The sequence below is a fragment of the Kiloniella sp. genome (genome assembly GCF_048259265.1).
In the GTDB taxonomy this organism is placed as follows: domain Bacteria; phylum Pseudomonadota; class Alphaproteobacteria; order Kiloniellales; family Kiloniellaceae; genus Kiloniella.
Genome location: NZ_JBLXHT010000011.1, coordinates 75,439 through 92,379, shown reverse-complemented (window position 1 = coordinate 92,379; position 16,941 = coordinate 75,439). Strand labels below are relative to the sequence as shown.

Sequence of the window (16,941 nt, the reverse complement as noted above, 5' to 3'; positions counted from 1 at the left end):
AAGGTCAAAGTAAATAAGCTAATTTCTAGCTGACACGTGCCAGACGATCTTCCCGCGGCGTTGACCCAAAATACCCTCTGTAAGCACGTGAGAAATAAGAAAAGGATGTAAAGCCACAAGCAATGGCTACTTCACTGACAGGCAAAGCCGTTTGCCGTAGAAGTGCACGAGCTCGTTTCAATCTCAAACGCTTATAATAGCGCTTTGGGCTGCACCCGAGATGGCGGGCGAATAGACGTTCTATCTGTCGCTTTGAGCTACCGATTTCTTTCGCAATTTCCTCTGCAGTCAACAAAACTTCAAGGTTTTCTTCCATAATGCGAACGGCCTCGGCAAGTTTGCCTGAAAGCTTTTGCAAGGTAAGATTACGTTGGCGCAAAGGGATAGATGCCCCGCCCCTGACTTCATAGTTGAAAGCCTCTGCAACCTGTCCGGCAACATCCGTACCGCATTGATGTTCAATAATATTCAGAATTAAATCCAGACATGCCGCTTTACCTGTACAGGTAATACGCTTTCTATCCCAGGAAAATAGCGCGTCCTGTATTTCAACAGAGGGATATAGCTCTTTAAAGCTATCATGATATGCCCACGGCACAGCACACCTATAACCACTCAGTAACCCCGCGCTAGCAAGTTCATTGCAGGCACCGCCAACAGCACCAACATAAACACTCTGTCGATCCAGTCGCTTTAGCCAGTTTATAAAGTGATCAGACTTTCCTGTCCGAACACCCCATTCGCCAAACACAAGTGCGAGGTCGATAGCTTCGTCATCCCCCACAGCCATATCAGGCTTGAGAATAAAACCATCTTCAAGATCAATGTCCTGACCGTCCATCGTTGCAATGCGCCAATGGAAAGCCGCATAACCAGCAACCGCATTCGCGGTCTTTAACGCCTGAATAGTTAAACTGGTATCTAAAGAAGCTGTACCGGGAAGAACGACAATAACAACACGCTGCAGGTCTCTGCGTGGTGCTTTTCTTTTTATATGTGGTTCTGCACTATACACTTTTAAATGCATAAATGCCTTCCTTTCCAGACTGACAATCCGTTTCAAGATTGGGCTCCAGCCATCTACCCGTAGTTATTTCAAAAATTATGCAGCATTCTTTGTTATTCGCAAAATGAACATATAAAGAATTCTTTATTTAGTCAACAAGATAAAGAATTCCTTATGTCGACAGTTGTTTTGTTATTATTTATTATAATTCAACACCTTAAGAAATTTAATCAACATATCTAGTTAAATGAATATGATTTTTTTTCTTTGTTTGCGACTTTTTATTACGTAAATGCGCCACACCTTCAGGCTTATAAATATTTCCAATAGCTAAAGGTTGCCGCCTGTCCGGGTTTTTGTAAACGAGGATCATCGCTACCTTCGACAGAAGGAACAGTCCATATAATAGCCTTTTCAATCAAGAACCTCTTACCTGAACTTGAAATTCTGATACCCGTATAGTTATCAAAATATCCCTTATCCTTGGCCTGCTGTAACATGGCGGCACGATCATTCCGAAATTCAGGCTCTGCTGTTTTACGCGAAGGTGTTTGCGTAAAATCATCCCACGACATTTCCCAAAGGTTTAAAGCTATCGAATTCCCATAATTTAGCACTGGGTCATCCGCACCGTTATGAGATACCACAACAAATGGAGCTTCGAATAGCTGTTGCCCGATACCTTTTTCCTTATTCAACTCAATTAAATCTGTACCAGTTACAGCCTTAAAGCTGTCAACCAGTCGCTTGGCATGCTGTTCTTGAAATTCACTTATCTCTGAGAATTCATTTATCTTAGGCACTGAATATCTTCCCCTTTTAAATACTTTCCTGAAATTTAAATTTTAAAGAACAATTCCTCGGGCTTTTCTCCCTGACAGGTTGTCAAAACATATAGAAACCAAATTAACCCTTGCTTTAAATCATAATATTTCAAATAATATATGCATACGATTATTATCTTATTTGTGAAATGGGCCACCAGCTCTCAAGAGAATGCCGTATCTAGGCATTACTCAAAACTTTAATGTGCCTAAATCTCAATAACACTTGACTTTTCCTAAAATTCGTAGATAAAGCTATTATGGTTTTAAAAGTCCCGGCTCCTCTGCCTGCCCTACACTGGTCACTAAAGAAGATTCCCGGCCTTGCCGAACCCTTTACCAACGGCTGATTTTGGCTGTCACACAAGTTAAGTAATTAGGAGTCTCTTTAATGGCGACTGGCGTAGTAAAATGGTTTAACTCCACTAAAGGTTTTGGCTTTATCGAGCCTGATGCTGGTGGGGATGATGCTTTCGTTCACATTTCTGCTGTAGAACGTGCAGGCCTACAAGGTTTGAACGAAGGCCAACGTGTTGAGTTCGAACTAGAACGCGGCCGTAACGGCAAAATGGCTGTCTCATCAATCGCGGTTGCTGAGTAAGTCATTTAACGATCATTAATTTGATTGTTATGCAAAAGATTGAAGGGTACCGACTAGGTACCCTTTTTTCTTGCCTGATTTTTGACTTTTATGATTTTCCGTAAAAACGAGATCTCTACAGATCCAGTCACAAAATCTAAAGAATCCAATAAAAGCGGGTAATAAAAATCACAGCCCCAAATTATTAGGGATTCGCCATTTTTAGAAATTCTCTACTTAAGAGATTCGAGACTTTTATAGAATCTCCGCCTTTATAGATTCTCTATTTTAAAAATCTTGTTTAGAGCTTCTGGATCAACGCCCTACTCCCACACATTTGGCACCTTCATATGAATAAGCGCTGGCTTGCCACTATTCCTTGCCTGTTCAAATGCTTCGGGAAACTGATCTGCATTATCGACAGTAATTCCGAATCCCCCATAAGCCCGCGCAAGAGCGGCAAAATCAGGGTTATTCAAGCGGGTTGAAATAACGCGGTCAGGATATTCTCGCTCTTGATGCATACGGATTGTGCCAAAACATCCATTATCCACCACGATAATGATCACATTCGCCTTGTACTGAACCGCAGTCGCAATTTCTTGCCCGTTCATCATAAAGCAGCCGTCCCCGGCCAATGTCACAACAACTCTCTCGGGTTCGGTAATTTTAGCGCTAATACCTGCCGGAACGCCATACCCCATAGCACCAGAGGTCGGGGCCAACTGGCTTGGATAAGATGAAAACTGATAAAACCGCTGTCCCCAAATCGTATAGTTCCCCGCACCATTGGTAATGATGGCATCCTCGGGTAAATTTCCCCTCAGATAGCTACTGATTTTGTGCATCGGGAAGTCTTTGATGCCAGCTTCTTCAGCAATAAATGCCTCATACTCAGCGCGTGCCTCAGCAACCGTTGCCTTCCAAACTGGTGCGTCGATTGATTCCAGCCCTAAAGCGGCTTTGGTAAAGGCTGTCAAATCGCTGAGGATCGCCAGCTCCGCATTAAACACGCGATTGAGCTCTTCAGCACCGGGCAAAACATGCACAAGCTTTTGCTTGGTATTTGGACTATCCAGCAAGCTATATCCGCTGGTTGTCATTTCCCCCAGACGCGGCCCAACAACGATAAGAAGATCACTTTCCTTTACCCGCGCAGCAAGGTTGGGGTTCGGCGCAATACCAACCTCGCCAATATATTGAGCGTGGTGGTTGTCAAAAGCATCCTGCCTGCGGAAAGCACAGGCAACGGGCAGATGATTTTTTTCGGCAAAGGCCGTTATATTCTGGCTGGCTTCTTTTGACCAACCGCCACCGCCAATAAGCAACAAAGGTTTCTGCGCCTCACTCAACAGCGCCCTGAAATCAGACATATCCTCGGGACGGGGGGCCGATGCGACCTTTTTGTAGGGCGGGGTATCAGCAACAGTTGCCAGTTCTGTCAACATATCTTCAGGCAAGGCCAATACCACAGGCCCCGGTCGACCAGATGTTGCGGTATGGAAAGCACGATTAAGATATTCAGGAATACGATCAGCGGTTTCAATCTGGGCGACCCATTTCGCCATTTCGCCGAACATGCGGCGATAATCAATTTCCTGAAAAGCTTCGCGATCTTCCTGATCTCGCGCCACCTGACCAATAAATAAGATCATCGGCGTGGAATCTTGATAGGCGGTATGAACACCGATAGAGGCATTGGTTGCTCCCGGCCCTCGCGTCACAAAACAGATACCCGGCGTTCCTTTCAGCTTGCCATAGGCTTCGGCCATATAGGCCGCGCCACCTTCTTGCCGACAGGTCACAACGTTGATGTCTTTTGTTAAATCATAAAGACCGTCCAGAACAGCCAGATAGCTTTCGCCCGGCACACAGAACACCGTATCGACACCATGTGCTTGCAGGCCCTGAGCCAGAATTTCCCCGCCTGAACGCTCTTTTAGATTTACCATCAATTTTTCCTGTTCAACTTTTTGATTTTATTTTGTTAATTCGTTTTTAGACCACTTGGTTATGCAATCGCCCCAATGCTTCGCAGCTTTTCAATATCATCCTTTTCCGTACCAAGAATATCACTGAGCACTTCGTCTGTGTGTTGACCGAGCATCGGCGGCGGAAGTTCCGCACCAGACTTTGCCTGTCCATATTTGATCGGCGTTGAAACCAACTGCTGCTGTGCACCGTCCGGATGCCTATATTCCTTGATAATGCCGCGCTGCTGAATGTGGGGATCGGCAAAAACCTGAGAAAGGTCATTAATCGGTCCACAGGGCACCTTCACGGTTTCAAGCGCTGAAATCCAATGTTCTGTTGATTTTCCCCTCAAAATCTCCTGAACAAAAGGAACTAGTTCCTCTCTGTTTTCAACTCTTGCTGTGTTTGTCTGGTACTTAGGGCTTTCTGCAAGCTCTGCACACCCGGCCACACCACAGAAAGCTTCGAACTGGCGGTCATTCCCAACGGCCAAAATCATATAACCGTCCGACGTTTCAAAAACTTCGTAGGGGGAAATATTTGGGTGCGCGTTCCCTCTGCGATGCGGCACCTTGCCCGAAACCAGATAGTTCGTAGCCTGATTGGCAAGCATCGCGGCCTGACAATCCATCAAAGCAATATCGATATGATCGCCACGCCCAGTTCGTTCTCGTTTAAACAACGCCGCAAGAATACCCGTAACCCCGTACATCCCACTGAACAAATCAACGACAGCAACGCCAACCTTCATAGGCTGTCGCTCGGCCTCCCCCGTAATGCTCATCAAGCCGCCCATGCCCTGTATCATCAGATCATAGCCAGCCTTGTCGGCATAGGGACCTTCCTGACCAAAGCCTGTGATCGAACAGTAAATGAGCTTGGGATTTATCTTTGACAGGCTTTGATAATCAAGGCCGAACTTTTTAAGTCCACCGACCTTAAAGTTTTCAATAACGATATCGCAGTGAAGAGCAAGATCCTGAAGAATTTTTTGCCCTTCTGGCTTTGTCATATCCACAGCCAGAGATCGCTTTCCCCGATTGGCGGACATGTAATAGGCAGATTCTTGCGTATTCTCGCCCGTAGGGGTTTTCACGAAAGGAGGCCCCCAGGCGCGGGTATCATCCCCGCGACCCGGGCGCTCTACCTTGATCACATCACATCCCAAATCAGCCAAAGTCTGACCAACCCAGGGACCGGCTAGTACACGTGACAGATCAAGAACCCTATTCCCCTCCAAGGGCATGTCATCATGAGGCATATCTTCATGAGATACGTCATTTTGGGGCATAACATCTTTCTGATTATCAGAAGGCTTTGTCACCGTTATGAATCCGATCTTACATAAATGCCTGTAAACCCGTTTGTGCCCGTCCAAGAATGAGCGCGTGTACGTCATGGGTGCCTTCGTAAGTATTCACGGCCTCTAAATTCATCACATGCCGGATGACATGAAATTCATCTGAGACGCCGTTACCGCCATGCATATCACGGGCTGTTCGGGCAATTTCCAGTGACTTGCCACAGGAATTGCGCTTGATCATGGAAATAAGTTCCGGGGCAATCTTTCCTTCGTCAAACAACTGACCAGCACGCACACACCCCTGTAACCCCAAAGAGATTTCGGTCTGCATATCCGCAAGCTTTTTCTGTACCAATTGGGTCTGCGCCAGAGGCCGACCAAATTGCTTACGATCCAGCGTATATTGACGCGCCGCATGCCAACAGAATTCAGCGGCCCCCAAAGCCCCCCATGCAATGCCGTAACGCGCACGGTTAAGACATCCAAAAGGCCCTTTAAGGCCCGTAACTTCCGGGAACATATTTTCTTCTGGCACAAACACATTATCCATAACGATTTCACCCGTTACAGAAGCCCGCAGACTAAACTTGCCTTCGATCTTTGGTGTGGAAAGCCCTTCCATGCCCCGCTCAAGAACAAAACCGCGAATAATACCTTCGTCGTTTTTCGCCCAGACCACCATAACATCAGCGATGGGTGAGTTCGTGATCCACATCTTCGCGCCAGACAGCTCGTACCCGCCGTCAACTTTGCGCGCACGGGTTTTCATGCCGCCGGGATCGGACCCGGCATCTGGTTCCGTCAAACCGAAACAACCGACATATTCACCCGTCGCCAATTTCGGCAGATACTTTTGCTTTTGCTCTTCAGAACCGTAAGCATAGATCGGGTGCATCACCAAAGAAGACTGAACCGACATGGCCGAGCGATAGCCACTGTCGACACGTTCGATCTCGCGCGCAATCAGGCCATAGCTGGTATAGCTAACCCCTGCACAACCATAGCCGTCAATCGTCGCGCCCAAAAAGCCAAGCTCGCCCATTTCACGCATAATATCGCGGTCAAAGTTTTCGTGGCGGTTTGCCTCTAGAATACGCGGCATCAGCTTGTCTTGCGCATAATCGCGCGCACTGTCCCTGACCATGCGCTCTTCTTCATTCAACTGAACGTCTAACAGGAACGGGTCTTCCCAATCGAATTTTCCAAGTTTAGCAGATGCAGACATGTTCTTCTTTCCGAGCTATGCGTGGCACAGAAGTGCCTCAAGATTTTTAGGCGTCTTAATAATATTATAGTTGCTTAACTTAATTCTGGCTCAAGGCGTAAAGAGAGAAATGTAGGTTTTACGACATGAACGATGAAATGCCCCATGAAACAACGACAGAGAAAGAGTTGAGTTAAACAACTAGAGTTTATTGTCCTCTTATCTGACTTTAAAGGCCAACGATTATTTTTCCAAACATCATTCATTAAACTCATGACTTACGTATAAAACAACTGTACTGTCGCATGAATAATTCTTTGTTAGATATCTGAGCTTTAATACCGTGATATACCGATACGTTCCCTCCCTCACCGCGCTACGTACTTTTGAATCTTCCGCTAGGCACATGAGCTTTACGAAAGCCGCCGAAGAATTAAATGTAACGCAAAGTGCCGTCAGCCGACAGATCAGACAATTGGAAGACGAACTGGGTATCCGGCTTTTTGAACGGGTCCGACAAAGATTAGTCCTCACCGAAGCGGGCGCCAGTTACGTTCAGGAAGTCAGGAAGGGCCTTGATCAACTTAAATCTGCCACCCTTAACCTGCTGGCTTATCAGGGTGTTGGCGGTGAGTTATTACTGGCGTGCCTGCCCACCTTTGGCAGTCGATGGTTGATCCCGCGTTTGGGGCGTTTTACGTCGCAACACCCGGAAATCAACGTGAACCTTGTCACGCGCATCGAAGCGTTTAATTTTGAGAGCGAAGATATTGATGCTGCCATCTATTTTGGGGACAGCAACTGGCCCGGCACAATATCAGACAAACTTATGGGCGAAGAGATGATCCCGGTCTGTAGTCCGTCCCTGTTAGAAGATGTCGGCCAAATAAAAACACCCGCGGATCTCAGCCACCATACCCTATTGCAACTTCGCTCCAGACCCTACGCCTGGCAAGAATGGCTTAGGGGTAAGGAAACACAGGATATCAACCCCGCTGCTGGCCCCAAGTTCGAACAATTTCATATGATTATCAATGCCGCGCTCACGGGCCTTGGGGTTGCTCTGTTACCCGCGTTCTTGATTAAAGAAGAACTAAGCAAAGGCCTTCTGACCCAGCTTTTTGATGACAGTATCCGTGGTAAGAATGCCTACTACCTCGTCTATCCCGAAAACAAACGCGGCCTGCCCCGCTTGCAAACCTTCCGCCGATGGCTGTTGCGCGAAGCAGCGCGACAGGAACAGAAATAAGCTGATCAAGACAACTATAAGGTATAAATAATGGATGCTGACAATATCTACGAATTATTTAATCCTATTGATGAATTTATCTTGGATACAGAAGAGTCATACCCATCAATCAGGCCTCTACTAGCTCATTACACCAACCTAACTACAGCTGAAGAAATATTAAAACGAGACGAAATTTGGTTATCTAACCCGTTATTCATGAATGATCATGAAGAGGTTCGATTTGGGGTAAACAATGGAGTTAATCTGGCGTTACAAAGCCACGAGTTAAGGCATACACTTTCTACTGAAAAAAACTTTGATATTTTCTCTGAGAGCTTAAACAAACGCTATGATGACTATGACCATAGCCGAGATGAAACAGGTGTTTTAAATACTTATATTTTTTGCTTATCCGAACACAAAGATAATAATTCAGATGGGTTGTTATCAATGTGGCGAGGTTATGGAGATACAGGCAAAGGTGTTGCTTTAGTTTTTGATACTTCTAAAATCGTTCCAGATAATAATAGCCCCTTAATACTCGGAAAAGTCTCATACGGATCTCAAGAAGATCGTATAAATAAATTGGCTGAATTAGTTTCTATCTTTGCAAGTATAATAAAAGATCACAACCTGTTAGAACCTGATGATTTGTATTATTCAGCCTGGGCTCTTTTTGAACGAATAAAGACATTTGCACTATTTACAAAACATCATGGTTTCCATGAAGAGCAAGAATGGAGATTGGTTTATCGCCCAGAGTTGGACCAAGGTAACAAATTCAAAGAAATGAAAAGTTACTTTAATGGCCCTGGTGGCATAGAGCCAAAACTGAAACTAAACTTCAATCTTTTAAGCCAAGTTTTGCCTTATGAGCTTAAGCTCGAAAACCTAATTCATAGCATAATTATTGGCCCCAGTTCAGCCTCAATGTTATCAGAACGCACAACTAAGCTAATGTTAGAAATGATTCATAAACAGAAATTAATAACAAAAGTCACTTCATCTTCTACACCTTTCAGGCCGAGATAAATGATATTTCGTATAGTAAAATCTAGATAAGAAAATCAAGGAAAAGCCAGATATACAAAGGCATCGGAACAAGCACCCAGATCAGGCTGATGGTCAGGGCTTTGATAAGTAATTTATCGACTTCTAAAGGCATCTTCTCTCTCCTTTTTTTAGTGTTTTCATCAGTGGATTACCTGCGGATCACCAGCGTTTAAAGAGGTCGTTACCGACCACAAGCAATTGATACTGTTATGTTGCTAGTCCGTACACGTACACAACGGTTCCCGCATACACAGTCGTCAACCCCACAACGATGGCCCACTTGGCATTGGCAATAAAAAATCGGACCAGCGGATCTTTTCTGGGAAAAGCCGCCTTTTCCCCTTCTTTGACAAAACCGGAAATCAACAGAATGTAATTCACAAACCAAAATGCCGTAAAAAGCTCGGCTGCGAGAACAACATAGGCCATAAGCTTCTCCTTTAATGTGTCTCTATTCTCTAAACATGTATTTTATATACATGTTATAATATTAAACTCAACTGCAGATATCGATACTGGTCAAAATGCCGCAGTCTCTACTTCAATTTATTGGATATATCAAAAGATCTTAATTAGGACTGAGTACGCTTGATCTAAGAATAAAATTTGTAACACACTCAAGCAAAACCAATTCATACAATGAAATTTTTCTAAAAATATTAAAAAAACTCTAGTCGCTCAATAATAATTATTTCAATATTCCTAATACACCTTCTTAAGTGGAAACAAACATGAATATTGATAAGTTAATTTCTCGCGCCACTCATACAACAGGACGATCCCTTTGTGCATTATCATCTATAATAATATTATTTTCTTACTATAACTACCCACTAAATCAGCTCCCAGTTATTGGTGGAAATGATATGATGCCAGACAAAATGATCGAAAGCGCGGGTTTTGGAATGCTTGCATTCCTTAGTGTTACTCATATCTTGAATTGGTATACAGACTATATTGCCTATCAAGCCTCTTTCCCACTAAACGTAATTAAATCCCAACAAGATCCAACTGTAAGAGTGACTGAGAAAAGCACTGGAGAAAAGTGGGAGGAACAACAAACACCAATTATAAAATCAAATTGGGCTCAAAAAATTTCTCTTTTTGGACAGCACTTATTAATCCCATTAACCCTAGCCCTTATAACGCTAATAATATTATAAAAATTCACCATCCTTCAACTAACTATTTTAAACTGCCCTCACCTACGAATACGCGGCAATCATTTTATCTTGACCAAGTCATCTTCCTGACATGGAATACAGAAAAACAAAACACGCTCCCCTCGCCTCCTTTTAAAAAGTTCGTTGCACGCCATGAAATACCTTTATGATACGCACGCTTTCTCTGCTCAAAATCATGCACCGAGTTATTGGCGGGATACGGCGCCGGAGTTAGAGGACTTCCCACGCCTGACAGAAGACACCAAGTGCGAAGTGGCTGTTATCGGCAGTGGTTACACGGGCATGATGGCGGCCTATCGCTTGGCGACGAAATACCAGATTGATGTGAAGGTCTTTGAGGCGGCCCAGCCCGGTTGGGGAGCGTCGGGGCGTAATGGTGGCTTTTGTTGTATGGGGTCGACGAAGCTCAGTTATCAACAGATGATCCGTCGTTACGGGCTAGAGGCGACACAAGGTTTCTTTGAGGCGCAAAAACAATCTGTGGCCTTTGTGAAGTCTTTTCTGGAAACCCACAACATAGATGCGGATGCCACGGGCAATGGGGAAATCGAACTGGCCCATAAAGCCAACCGCATGGATGATCTGCGGCAGGAACAGGAATTCCTCAGCAAAACCTTTGGTCACGAAACGCACATTTTATCCCCGGATCAATTAGGGGAAATAGGTCTGTCAGGTGATTTTCATGGCGGTCTGCATAACCCAACAGGCTTTGGTCTGCATCCGCTCAAATATGCCAGAGGGCTTGCGAAGCTCCTGCGCGATACGGGCATTCAAATCTTTGGCAACAGTCCTGTCACCAAGTGGGAAAAGCATGTTGATGGTCATCATCTTCACACGCCACAGGGCATCGTAAAGGCCAACCACGTTATCATGGCCACAAATGGCTATACCGCAGAAAACCTGTCTTCGAATGCTGCCGGAAAATTACTCCCTGCCCTTTCATCCATTTTGGTGACGCGCCCCTTGAGTAAACAGGAACAACAGGATCAGGGCTGGACCAATACAACAACGGTCTATGACAGCCGTATTTTGCTGCATTATTTTCGCATGCTGCCTGATGGACGCTTTCTCTTTGGCGGACGTGGTGGCACAGATAGTTCTGCCAAGGGAGAAAAGCTGGCAGAAAAAAGGGTGAGAGCAGATTTTGAAGCGCTTTTTCCTGCATGGTCCCATATAGAGCACACACACTTTTGGCAGGGGTTTATTTGCCTCGCCAATGACCTCGTTCCCTATATCGGGCCAATAAACAAAGACAAAACGGCTTGGGCTTCACTGGCATATCACGGCAATGGTGTCGCCATGTCGGGTTGGGCGGGAAGTGCGCTGGCAGACGAGATCGCCGGAGACAGAACCCAGAGCAAGCTCCCCGCTGTCTTTACAAAGCGGTTTAATAAATTCCCCTTGCCAGCACTGCGCTTGCAATATCTAAAAGCAGCCTATGCCTTCTATCAAATCAAAGACGAGTGGCTTTAGCCGTCACCCCTTAAAACCAAGAAAATAAGCAACACCATGACCTATCCTGATACCTACTACAGCCGGACAGCGGTTGAACATGTAACCTATCCCCCTCTGACACATAATCTGGAAACAGATGTCTGTATCGTCGGTGGTGGTTTGGCTGGCCTAAGCTGTGCACTGGAACTTCTGGGCAGAGGAAAGTCCGTCACGATCCTAGAGGCCAACCGTGTTGCGTGGGGTGCTTCGGGGCGTAATGGCGGGTTTGTATCACCAGGTTTTGCGGGTGGTAAAACCATTGTCGAAAAACGGCTGGGGATTGATAAGGCGCGCGACGTTTTTGCCTTGTCATTGGAAGGTGTGAATATGGTTCGAAATAACACCGCCGACCTAAAGCTGGACGGGGTTAATCCAAGCCCCGGCATGCTGTCTGTTATACGCTACAACGATCCCGATGGCATGAAAAAGCACTGTGATTATATGGCAGCGCAATACGACTATCCATTAGACTATTTATCCCGCGATGACCTACAGGAAAAATTCAAGACCACACGGTACTATCAAGGCAACTTTGACAAGGGGGCGTTTCATTTTCATCCGCTGAACTATTGTCTGGGTATCGCGCAAGAGATCACCCGAAAAGGCGGGCAAATATTCGAAAAGACTGAAGCTGTTGAAATGAACCTCGACACGCCTGTTAAAGAAATAAAAACGGCACGCGGCACCATCAAAGCAAAAGACGTTGTTCTTTGTGGGGGCGGCTATTCCGGTAGTGTGTTTGATCGCGTCAGACGTGCTTTGTTGCCCATTGCGACCTATGTTGTTGTCACAGAAAAGCTGGGGGCGCGTGTTCATGATCTGGTCAAGACCAGTGCCGCCATTTTGGATGATCGTCAGGCATCAGACTATTACCGCATTATCGACGAGGATCGTTTGCTTTGGGGTGGCAGAATTACCACAAGAACCAGCCAACCCAAACGTTTGGCGCACCTGTTGAAACAGGATATCACAAACGTTTATCCCGAACTGGCAGATGTAAAGATCGATATGGCTTGGACTGGTTTAATGGCCTACGCCCGCCACAAAATGCCCTATATCGGTGAACTAAAACCCGGTGTTTGGTCCTGCACCGCATTTGGCGGTCATGGCATGAACTCGGCCCCTATTGGTGGACGCCTTGTTGCTGAGGGCATAGCCAAAGTGTCTGACCGCCATAAGATATTCAAAGCGTTTGATTTGGAATGGAACGGCGGTATTTTTGGCCCCATGGCAGCGCAGAGTGTTTATTGGGGCATGAGAATGTCTGACAGATGGCGCGAGGCAACATCACGTTAGTCACTATATTCCCGGTCAGTTAAACCACCTCATAATTCAGGTCAGTTTAATCACTTCATTCTGGCACTTTGGCCTAAGTCGCGATTAAAGTTTTCACCCCGGCTTCCTCAAGCGCATCCCGCAACTCTTGGGGCGGCTCTCTGTCGGTCACCAAAAGATCCATGTCACCCAGATCGGAAATATGGACAATGCCTTTGCGTTCGAACTTGGTGTGGTCAACGGCAACGATTACACGTTCAGATCGTTCCATAACGGCATTGCAAAATTCTTTTTCACTCAGACGAAAATCCATCAATCCAGTGGGGCTAACCGCCCCAATCGCAAACACAGCTGTCTTGACATGAAAGGTCTTGATAAATTCAATTGCCGTTGGGCCGACAGAGGCAGCGTCATCGGTACGTAACAGGCCCCCCGCCATATATACTTCGTTGCCTTCGCCACTCACTAATGTACGGGAAATTTCGGCAGAGTTCGTCAAAATGACCAAATCGCTGTGATCACATAATGCTCTGGCAACATAGTTCGTGGTTGATCCCGGATGCAGGAATACCGTTTCGCCATCTTCGATCATGCGGGAAACCGCCGTCGCAATTTTGACCTTCGCATCCATATTTTCCTGCATACGCATATGGAACGGTGGCTCTTTGACATCGTCCGGCATGGTTACCTTGCCGTGGGTTTTTATCACAAGCCCCTTGGCAACCATTGGCTTGATATCACGCCTGATTGTTTCTTCCGAAACCGAAAGAGACGTCGCGATTTCAGATATGGCACAGGTGCCCTTTAACCGAATTGCCCGTAAAATTTCTTGCTGTCGAGACGAAGCAGACATAATAACCCCAAAAAATAAATTGATTATCTTTATGCCGTTCTAACAACTTAATTTCAAGAAATAACCGTCAATAACCACAAAAATCCCAACTTTTTGTGTATTCACCTAAAGGTCGTTCATATTATTTTCGATATCAATTTAATCCGACGGCAACTTCTTCGATCTAGAACCTTTTCCCACATCTTCAAAACCTTGATCGGAAACGTCTATAGATTTTGAAACACCAGAAACTTGCTTGATATAAACATCCTGTTGTGGAAATGGGATTTTAATACCTTCATTTTGAAAGGCTTTACGGATAGAAAACCTGAGATCACTGGCGATGCTCATTTTATTTTCAATGTCTTTCAGGAAACACCGAAGCTCGAAATCCAACGAACTTGCACCAAAATCCATGAACAGTACATAAGGCTCGGGACGGGAAAGCACCCCCGAATGCTCACTGGCGATCTGGGTTAGGATATCTCTGACCTTCTCTTCATCCGCATCATACGAAACCCCGACCCGCACTTCCAACCGCCCAAGCTTACTTTTATGGGTCCAATTCTTCATTGTCCCGGAAATAAGATCAGAGTTCGGAATAATAACGGAAGCACGATCAAAGGTTTCAATCTCTGTTGCCCGAACTTTGATCTTTTTCACATGCCCTTCTTCATTGCCGACAACAACCCAGTCTCCCTGTTTAATGGGACGTTCAAAAATCAAGATCAGACCAGAGACAAAGTTATTTACAATCGACTGCAAGCCAAAACCAATACCCACCGAAAGAGCACCGGCAACAATTGCTATATTAGAAAGGTCAAGCCCCGCAGCAGAAACCCCGATTAAAACGGCAAGGCCCAAACCAGCATAACCAACAGATGCTTTAATGGCGTTTCGCACCCCGGCATCAAGCTTTGTCTTTGGCAAAAGCCGTTCATCAAGAACATTGGCGAACACTTTGGTCAGGGCCAACATGCCGATAAAGAGAAGCCCTGCGACCGCGATATCAATAAATGATATTCTGACCTCACCGATTTTAAAGCCCGTCAGCCCTGTCTGTATAATCCCGAACAGTCTCTGCCCACTCATGCCCCAAATCAGCAGGGTTCCAATTATCCCCAGCACAACCAACCCACAGCCAACACACAGTACAATCCAAAAACCAAGACGATCCGCACCATCATCATCCAGAGCCAATACACTACGAAGACTACGACCGATGTCAGCCTCTCCGGAAAGTTCGTAATGAGCAACTTCGTGAACGATTACATGCGCTAATAACAACAATAAAAAGAGCTCTAGCGTGGCAACCAGATTGAATATCGCGAAATGTGCCATAGGGATAAAGCCGATAAAGGCAGCGGCAATCATCACAGACATAAAAGCAACGATTGTTATCCGAAATCGGGACCAGAGCCTTGAAACACGACTGATCTCTTCGGGCACCGCCCCCACAAGATTCCAGAGGCTTTTCCTGTGCAAAAGAATAACAAGAACAGCCATGGTCGTTGCGGTGAAAAATTTCCCCAAAAGATGCTGACTGGCAGATGCATGAACGACATCATTCAGAACGCGGATCAGAAGATCAACAGAAAAGGTAAAGGCAATGATAATTGCAATAATTCGAACCTTTTGTGCAGCAGGAACGGCCATATCAAGCACGCGCCAGGATGAACGTTCAGGAAACAACGTTGCCTTGGTAATTGCCTCGGCAATTGTAACAAACAGCAAGCCTAAAATGATAGCTTCTGCCATCTGCTCTATTTCAGGATCAAGAACATTGGTCCACACAAACGTACCCACCACCAAGGTCAGGAACGTAACCGGGATCAAAGCACGTTTAAGCGCATTCAAGGATGCCGCAAGGACTCTTTTATGATAATCTGGATTAACAATATCCGACTGAACGCCATAACGTCTTCGCATGACCCGAAGCAAAAGGGACAACACAAAAGCTGCGGCAAGAACAATCACCCACAGAGGAATAACCTCTTCCCACTCTATTTGTTCTCCAACCGTACTCTGGGCCAGTTCTAGCTGAATAAAAAATGCTTTCCAGTCCGTACCACTTAGCTCAAAAACCTCTCTCCATAATGACCGAGAGACAGGAACCGGGCCTCGACTAAAAACCTCATCAACAAAACGTTGTCTTTCAATCCTGTTGAACCGTCCAACAAGTTCATCGACACGTGGTGAAATCAGCTCGGCCTGTTTGATCTGACTGTTAACAATCGAAAGTTCGGATTCAAGATTTTGCCTGATGATAACAATTTGCTCGGCTTCATGCGTTTGATTTTTCTCTGGAACAGGCCCCAAACCCTTCAACTGTTTGGTTAGTTGATTCTGGATCGGCTGTAACCGGGAAATAAATTCCCGAGATTGCATCCTCACACGATCGAGATCGTCTCGAATAGTCTCAAAATCGCCCTGTGAAAGGTCTTTGCGCTCTAAATCCTGTGTTCTTTCATAGAGCTCTAGCTCCCACGTTGTCAAAGCCGCATCAAATTTACTACGCAAATCCTCGTTTGCAGAAACAGGCAATGCCAAAGATATAGACAAAAAACAGACATAAAAAATAAACAATGCCTTTTGGGACATTGCATTCAATATTTTCATAAATTTTAATTCTCAAGTTCTGGCAAATTAATCCATGCGAACTATAACACAACTTTACGTAGGAAAGATATCTTAAGAATAGATTATAATACTGAAAGAATACATGATAATAAGGCCACTTTAAGAACCCACAAGATACCAATTAAATCGAAGAATATAAGCAAATAACCATAGAATACCTGTAAGTAACAATGGATTCATCAGATTGAATTCCTAGAAAACCCTACGATGACGATTTTGTCTTTTATTTGACCAATTTTTGTAGTTATAGTTTCATATGAAGGCTATAAATGGTTCAAATGAACCCGGAACAACGGGTCTGAATTTATTCTTTCGATACTTTACCCACAGGGAGTTATCTC

The 16,941-nt window shown here is 45.3% G+C and carries 14 protein-coding genes; 6 read left to right on the top strand and 8 right to left on the bottom strand.

Annotation, left to right across the window (positions count from 1 at the left end; translation table 11 throughout):
- Positions 1–25: 25 nt before the first annotated feature.
- Complete coding sequence (locus ACN0QW_RS16445; protein WP_417432916.1) at positions 26–1,027, bottom strand: GlxA family transcriptional regulator; 1,002 nt, start codon at positions 1,025–1,027, stop codon at positions 26–28.
- Positions 1,028–1,317: 290 nt separating this feature from the next.
- Positions 1,318–1,809 (bottom strand): MEKHLA domain-containing protein, encoded by a 492-nt coding sequence (locus ACN0QW_RS16440; RefSeq protein WP_417432914.1) that lies wholly within the window; start codon positions 1,807–1,809, stop codon positions 1,318–1,320.
- 412 nt (positions 1,810–2,221) lie between these two features.
- On the opposite strand from ACN0QW_RS16440, the gene ACN0QW_RS16435 reads away from it, so the two are divergent.
- Complete coding sequence (locus ACN0QW_RS16435; RefSeq protein ID WP_047765275.1) at positions 2,222–2,431, top strand: cold-shock protein; 210 nt, start codon at positions 2,222–2,224, stop codon at positions 2,429–2,431.
- Positions 2,432–2,733: 302 nt separating this feature from the next.
- Here ACN0QW_RS16435 and ACN0QW_RS16430 read toward each other — a convergent pair whose 3' ends face one another.
- The 3 genes from ACN0QW_RS16430 to ACN0QW_RS16420 all read right to left on the bottom strand — a co-directional run bounded on the left by ACN0QW_RS16430 (position 2,734) and on the right by ACN0QW_RS16420 (position 6,912).
- Positions 2,734–4,362 (bottom strand): thiamine pyrophosphate-binding protein, encoded by a 1,629-nt coding sequence (locus ACN0QW_RS16430; RefSeq protein WP_417432912.1) that lies wholly within the window; start codon positions 4,360–4,362, stop codon positions 2,734–2,736.
- A 59-nt stretch (positions 4,363–4,421) separates the two neighbouring features.
- Entirely contained in the window at positions 4,422–5,630 is a 1,209-nt protein-coding gene (locus ACN0QW_RS16425; RefSeq protein ID WP_417432972.1) for a CaiB/BaiF CoA transferase family protein, read from the bottom strand.
- 94 nt (positions 5,631–5,724) lie between these two features.
- A complete protein-coding gene (locus tag ACN0QW_RS16420) occupies positions 5,725–6,912 on the bottom strand; it encodes an acyl-CoA dehydrogenase (RefSeq protein ID WP_417432910.1) in 1,188 nt (395 codons plus the stop codon).
- Positions 6,913–7,234: 322 nt separating this feature from the next.
- Here ACN0QW_RS16420 and gcvA point away from each other — a divergent pair, with 322 nt between their 5' ends.
- Complete coding sequence (gcvA, locus tag ACN0QW_RS16415; protein ID WP_299380299.1) at positions 7,235–8,140, top strand: transcriptional regulator GcvA; 906 nt, start codon at positions 7,235–7,237, stop codon at positions 8,138–8,140.
- A 30-nt stretch (positions 8,141–8,170) separates the two neighbouring features.
- Positions 8,171–9,154 (top strand): DUF2971 domain-containing protein, encoded by a 984-nt coding sequence (locus ACN0QW_RS16410; protein WP_417432908.1) that lies wholly within the window; start codon positions 8,171–8,173, stop codon positions 9,152–9,154.
- Positions 9,155–9,382: 228 nt separating this feature from the next.
- Here the strand turns inward: ACN0QW_RS16410 and ACN0QW_RS16405 are convergent, their stop codons facing one another.
- The gene (locus ACN0QW_RS16405) at positions 9,383–9,604 is read right to left on the bottom strand and encodes a hypothetical protein (RefSeq protein WP_417432906.1); all 222 of its coding nucleotides are present in this window, start codon (positions 9,602–9,604) and stop codon (positions 9,383–9,385) included.
- 302 nt (positions 9,605–9,906) lie between these two features.
- Between ACN0QW_RS16405 and ACN0QW_RS16400 the strand changes: the two genes are divergently transcribed.
- The 3 genes from ACN0QW_RS16400 to ACN0QW_RS16390 all read left to right on the top strand — a co-directional run bounded on the left by ACN0QW_RS16400 (position 9,907) and on the right by ACN0QW_RS16390 (position 13,149).
- Entirely contained in the window at positions 9,907–10,338 is a 432-nt protein-coding gene (locus tag ACN0QW_RS16400; protein ID WP_417432904.1) for a hypothetical protein, read from the top strand.
- Positions 10,339–10,491: 153 nt separating this feature from the next.
- Positions 10,492–11,832 (top strand): NAD(P)/FAD-dependent oxidoreductase, encoded by a 1,341-nt coding sequence (locus tag ACN0QW_RS16395; protein WP_417432903.1) that lies wholly within the window; start codon positions 10,492–10,494, stop codon positions 11,830–11,832.
- A 36-nt stretch (positions 11,833–11,868) separates the two neighbouring features.
- Positions 11,869–13,149 (top strand): NAD(P)/FAD-dependent oxidoreductase, encoded by a 1,281-nt coding sequence (locus ACN0QW_RS16390; protein ID WP_417432901.1) that lies wholly within the window; start codon positions 11,869–11,871, stop codon positions 13,147–13,149.
- A gap of 73 nt (positions 13,150–13,222) precedes the next feature.
- Here ACN0QW_RS16390 and ACN0QW_RS16385 read toward each other — a convergent pair whose 3' ends face one another.
- Together ACN0QW_RS16385 and ACN0QW_RS16380 are read right to left on the bottom strand one after the other, a co-directional pair.
- Positions 13,223–13,981 (bottom strand): DeoR/GlpR family DNA-binding transcription regulator, encoded by a 759-nt coding sequence (locus tag ACN0QW_RS16385; protein ID WP_417432899.1) that lies wholly within the window; start codon positions 13,979–13,981, stop codon positions 13,223–13,225.
- A gap of 138 nt (positions 13,982–14,119) precedes the next feature.
- Positions 14,120–16,579 (bottom strand): DUF3772 domain-containing protein, encoded by a 2,460-nt coding sequence (locus ACN0QW_RS16380; RefSeq protein WP_417432897.1) that lies wholly within the window; start codon positions 16,577–16,579, stop codon positions 14,120–14,122.
- Positions 16,580–16,941 lie beyond the last annotated feature (362 nt).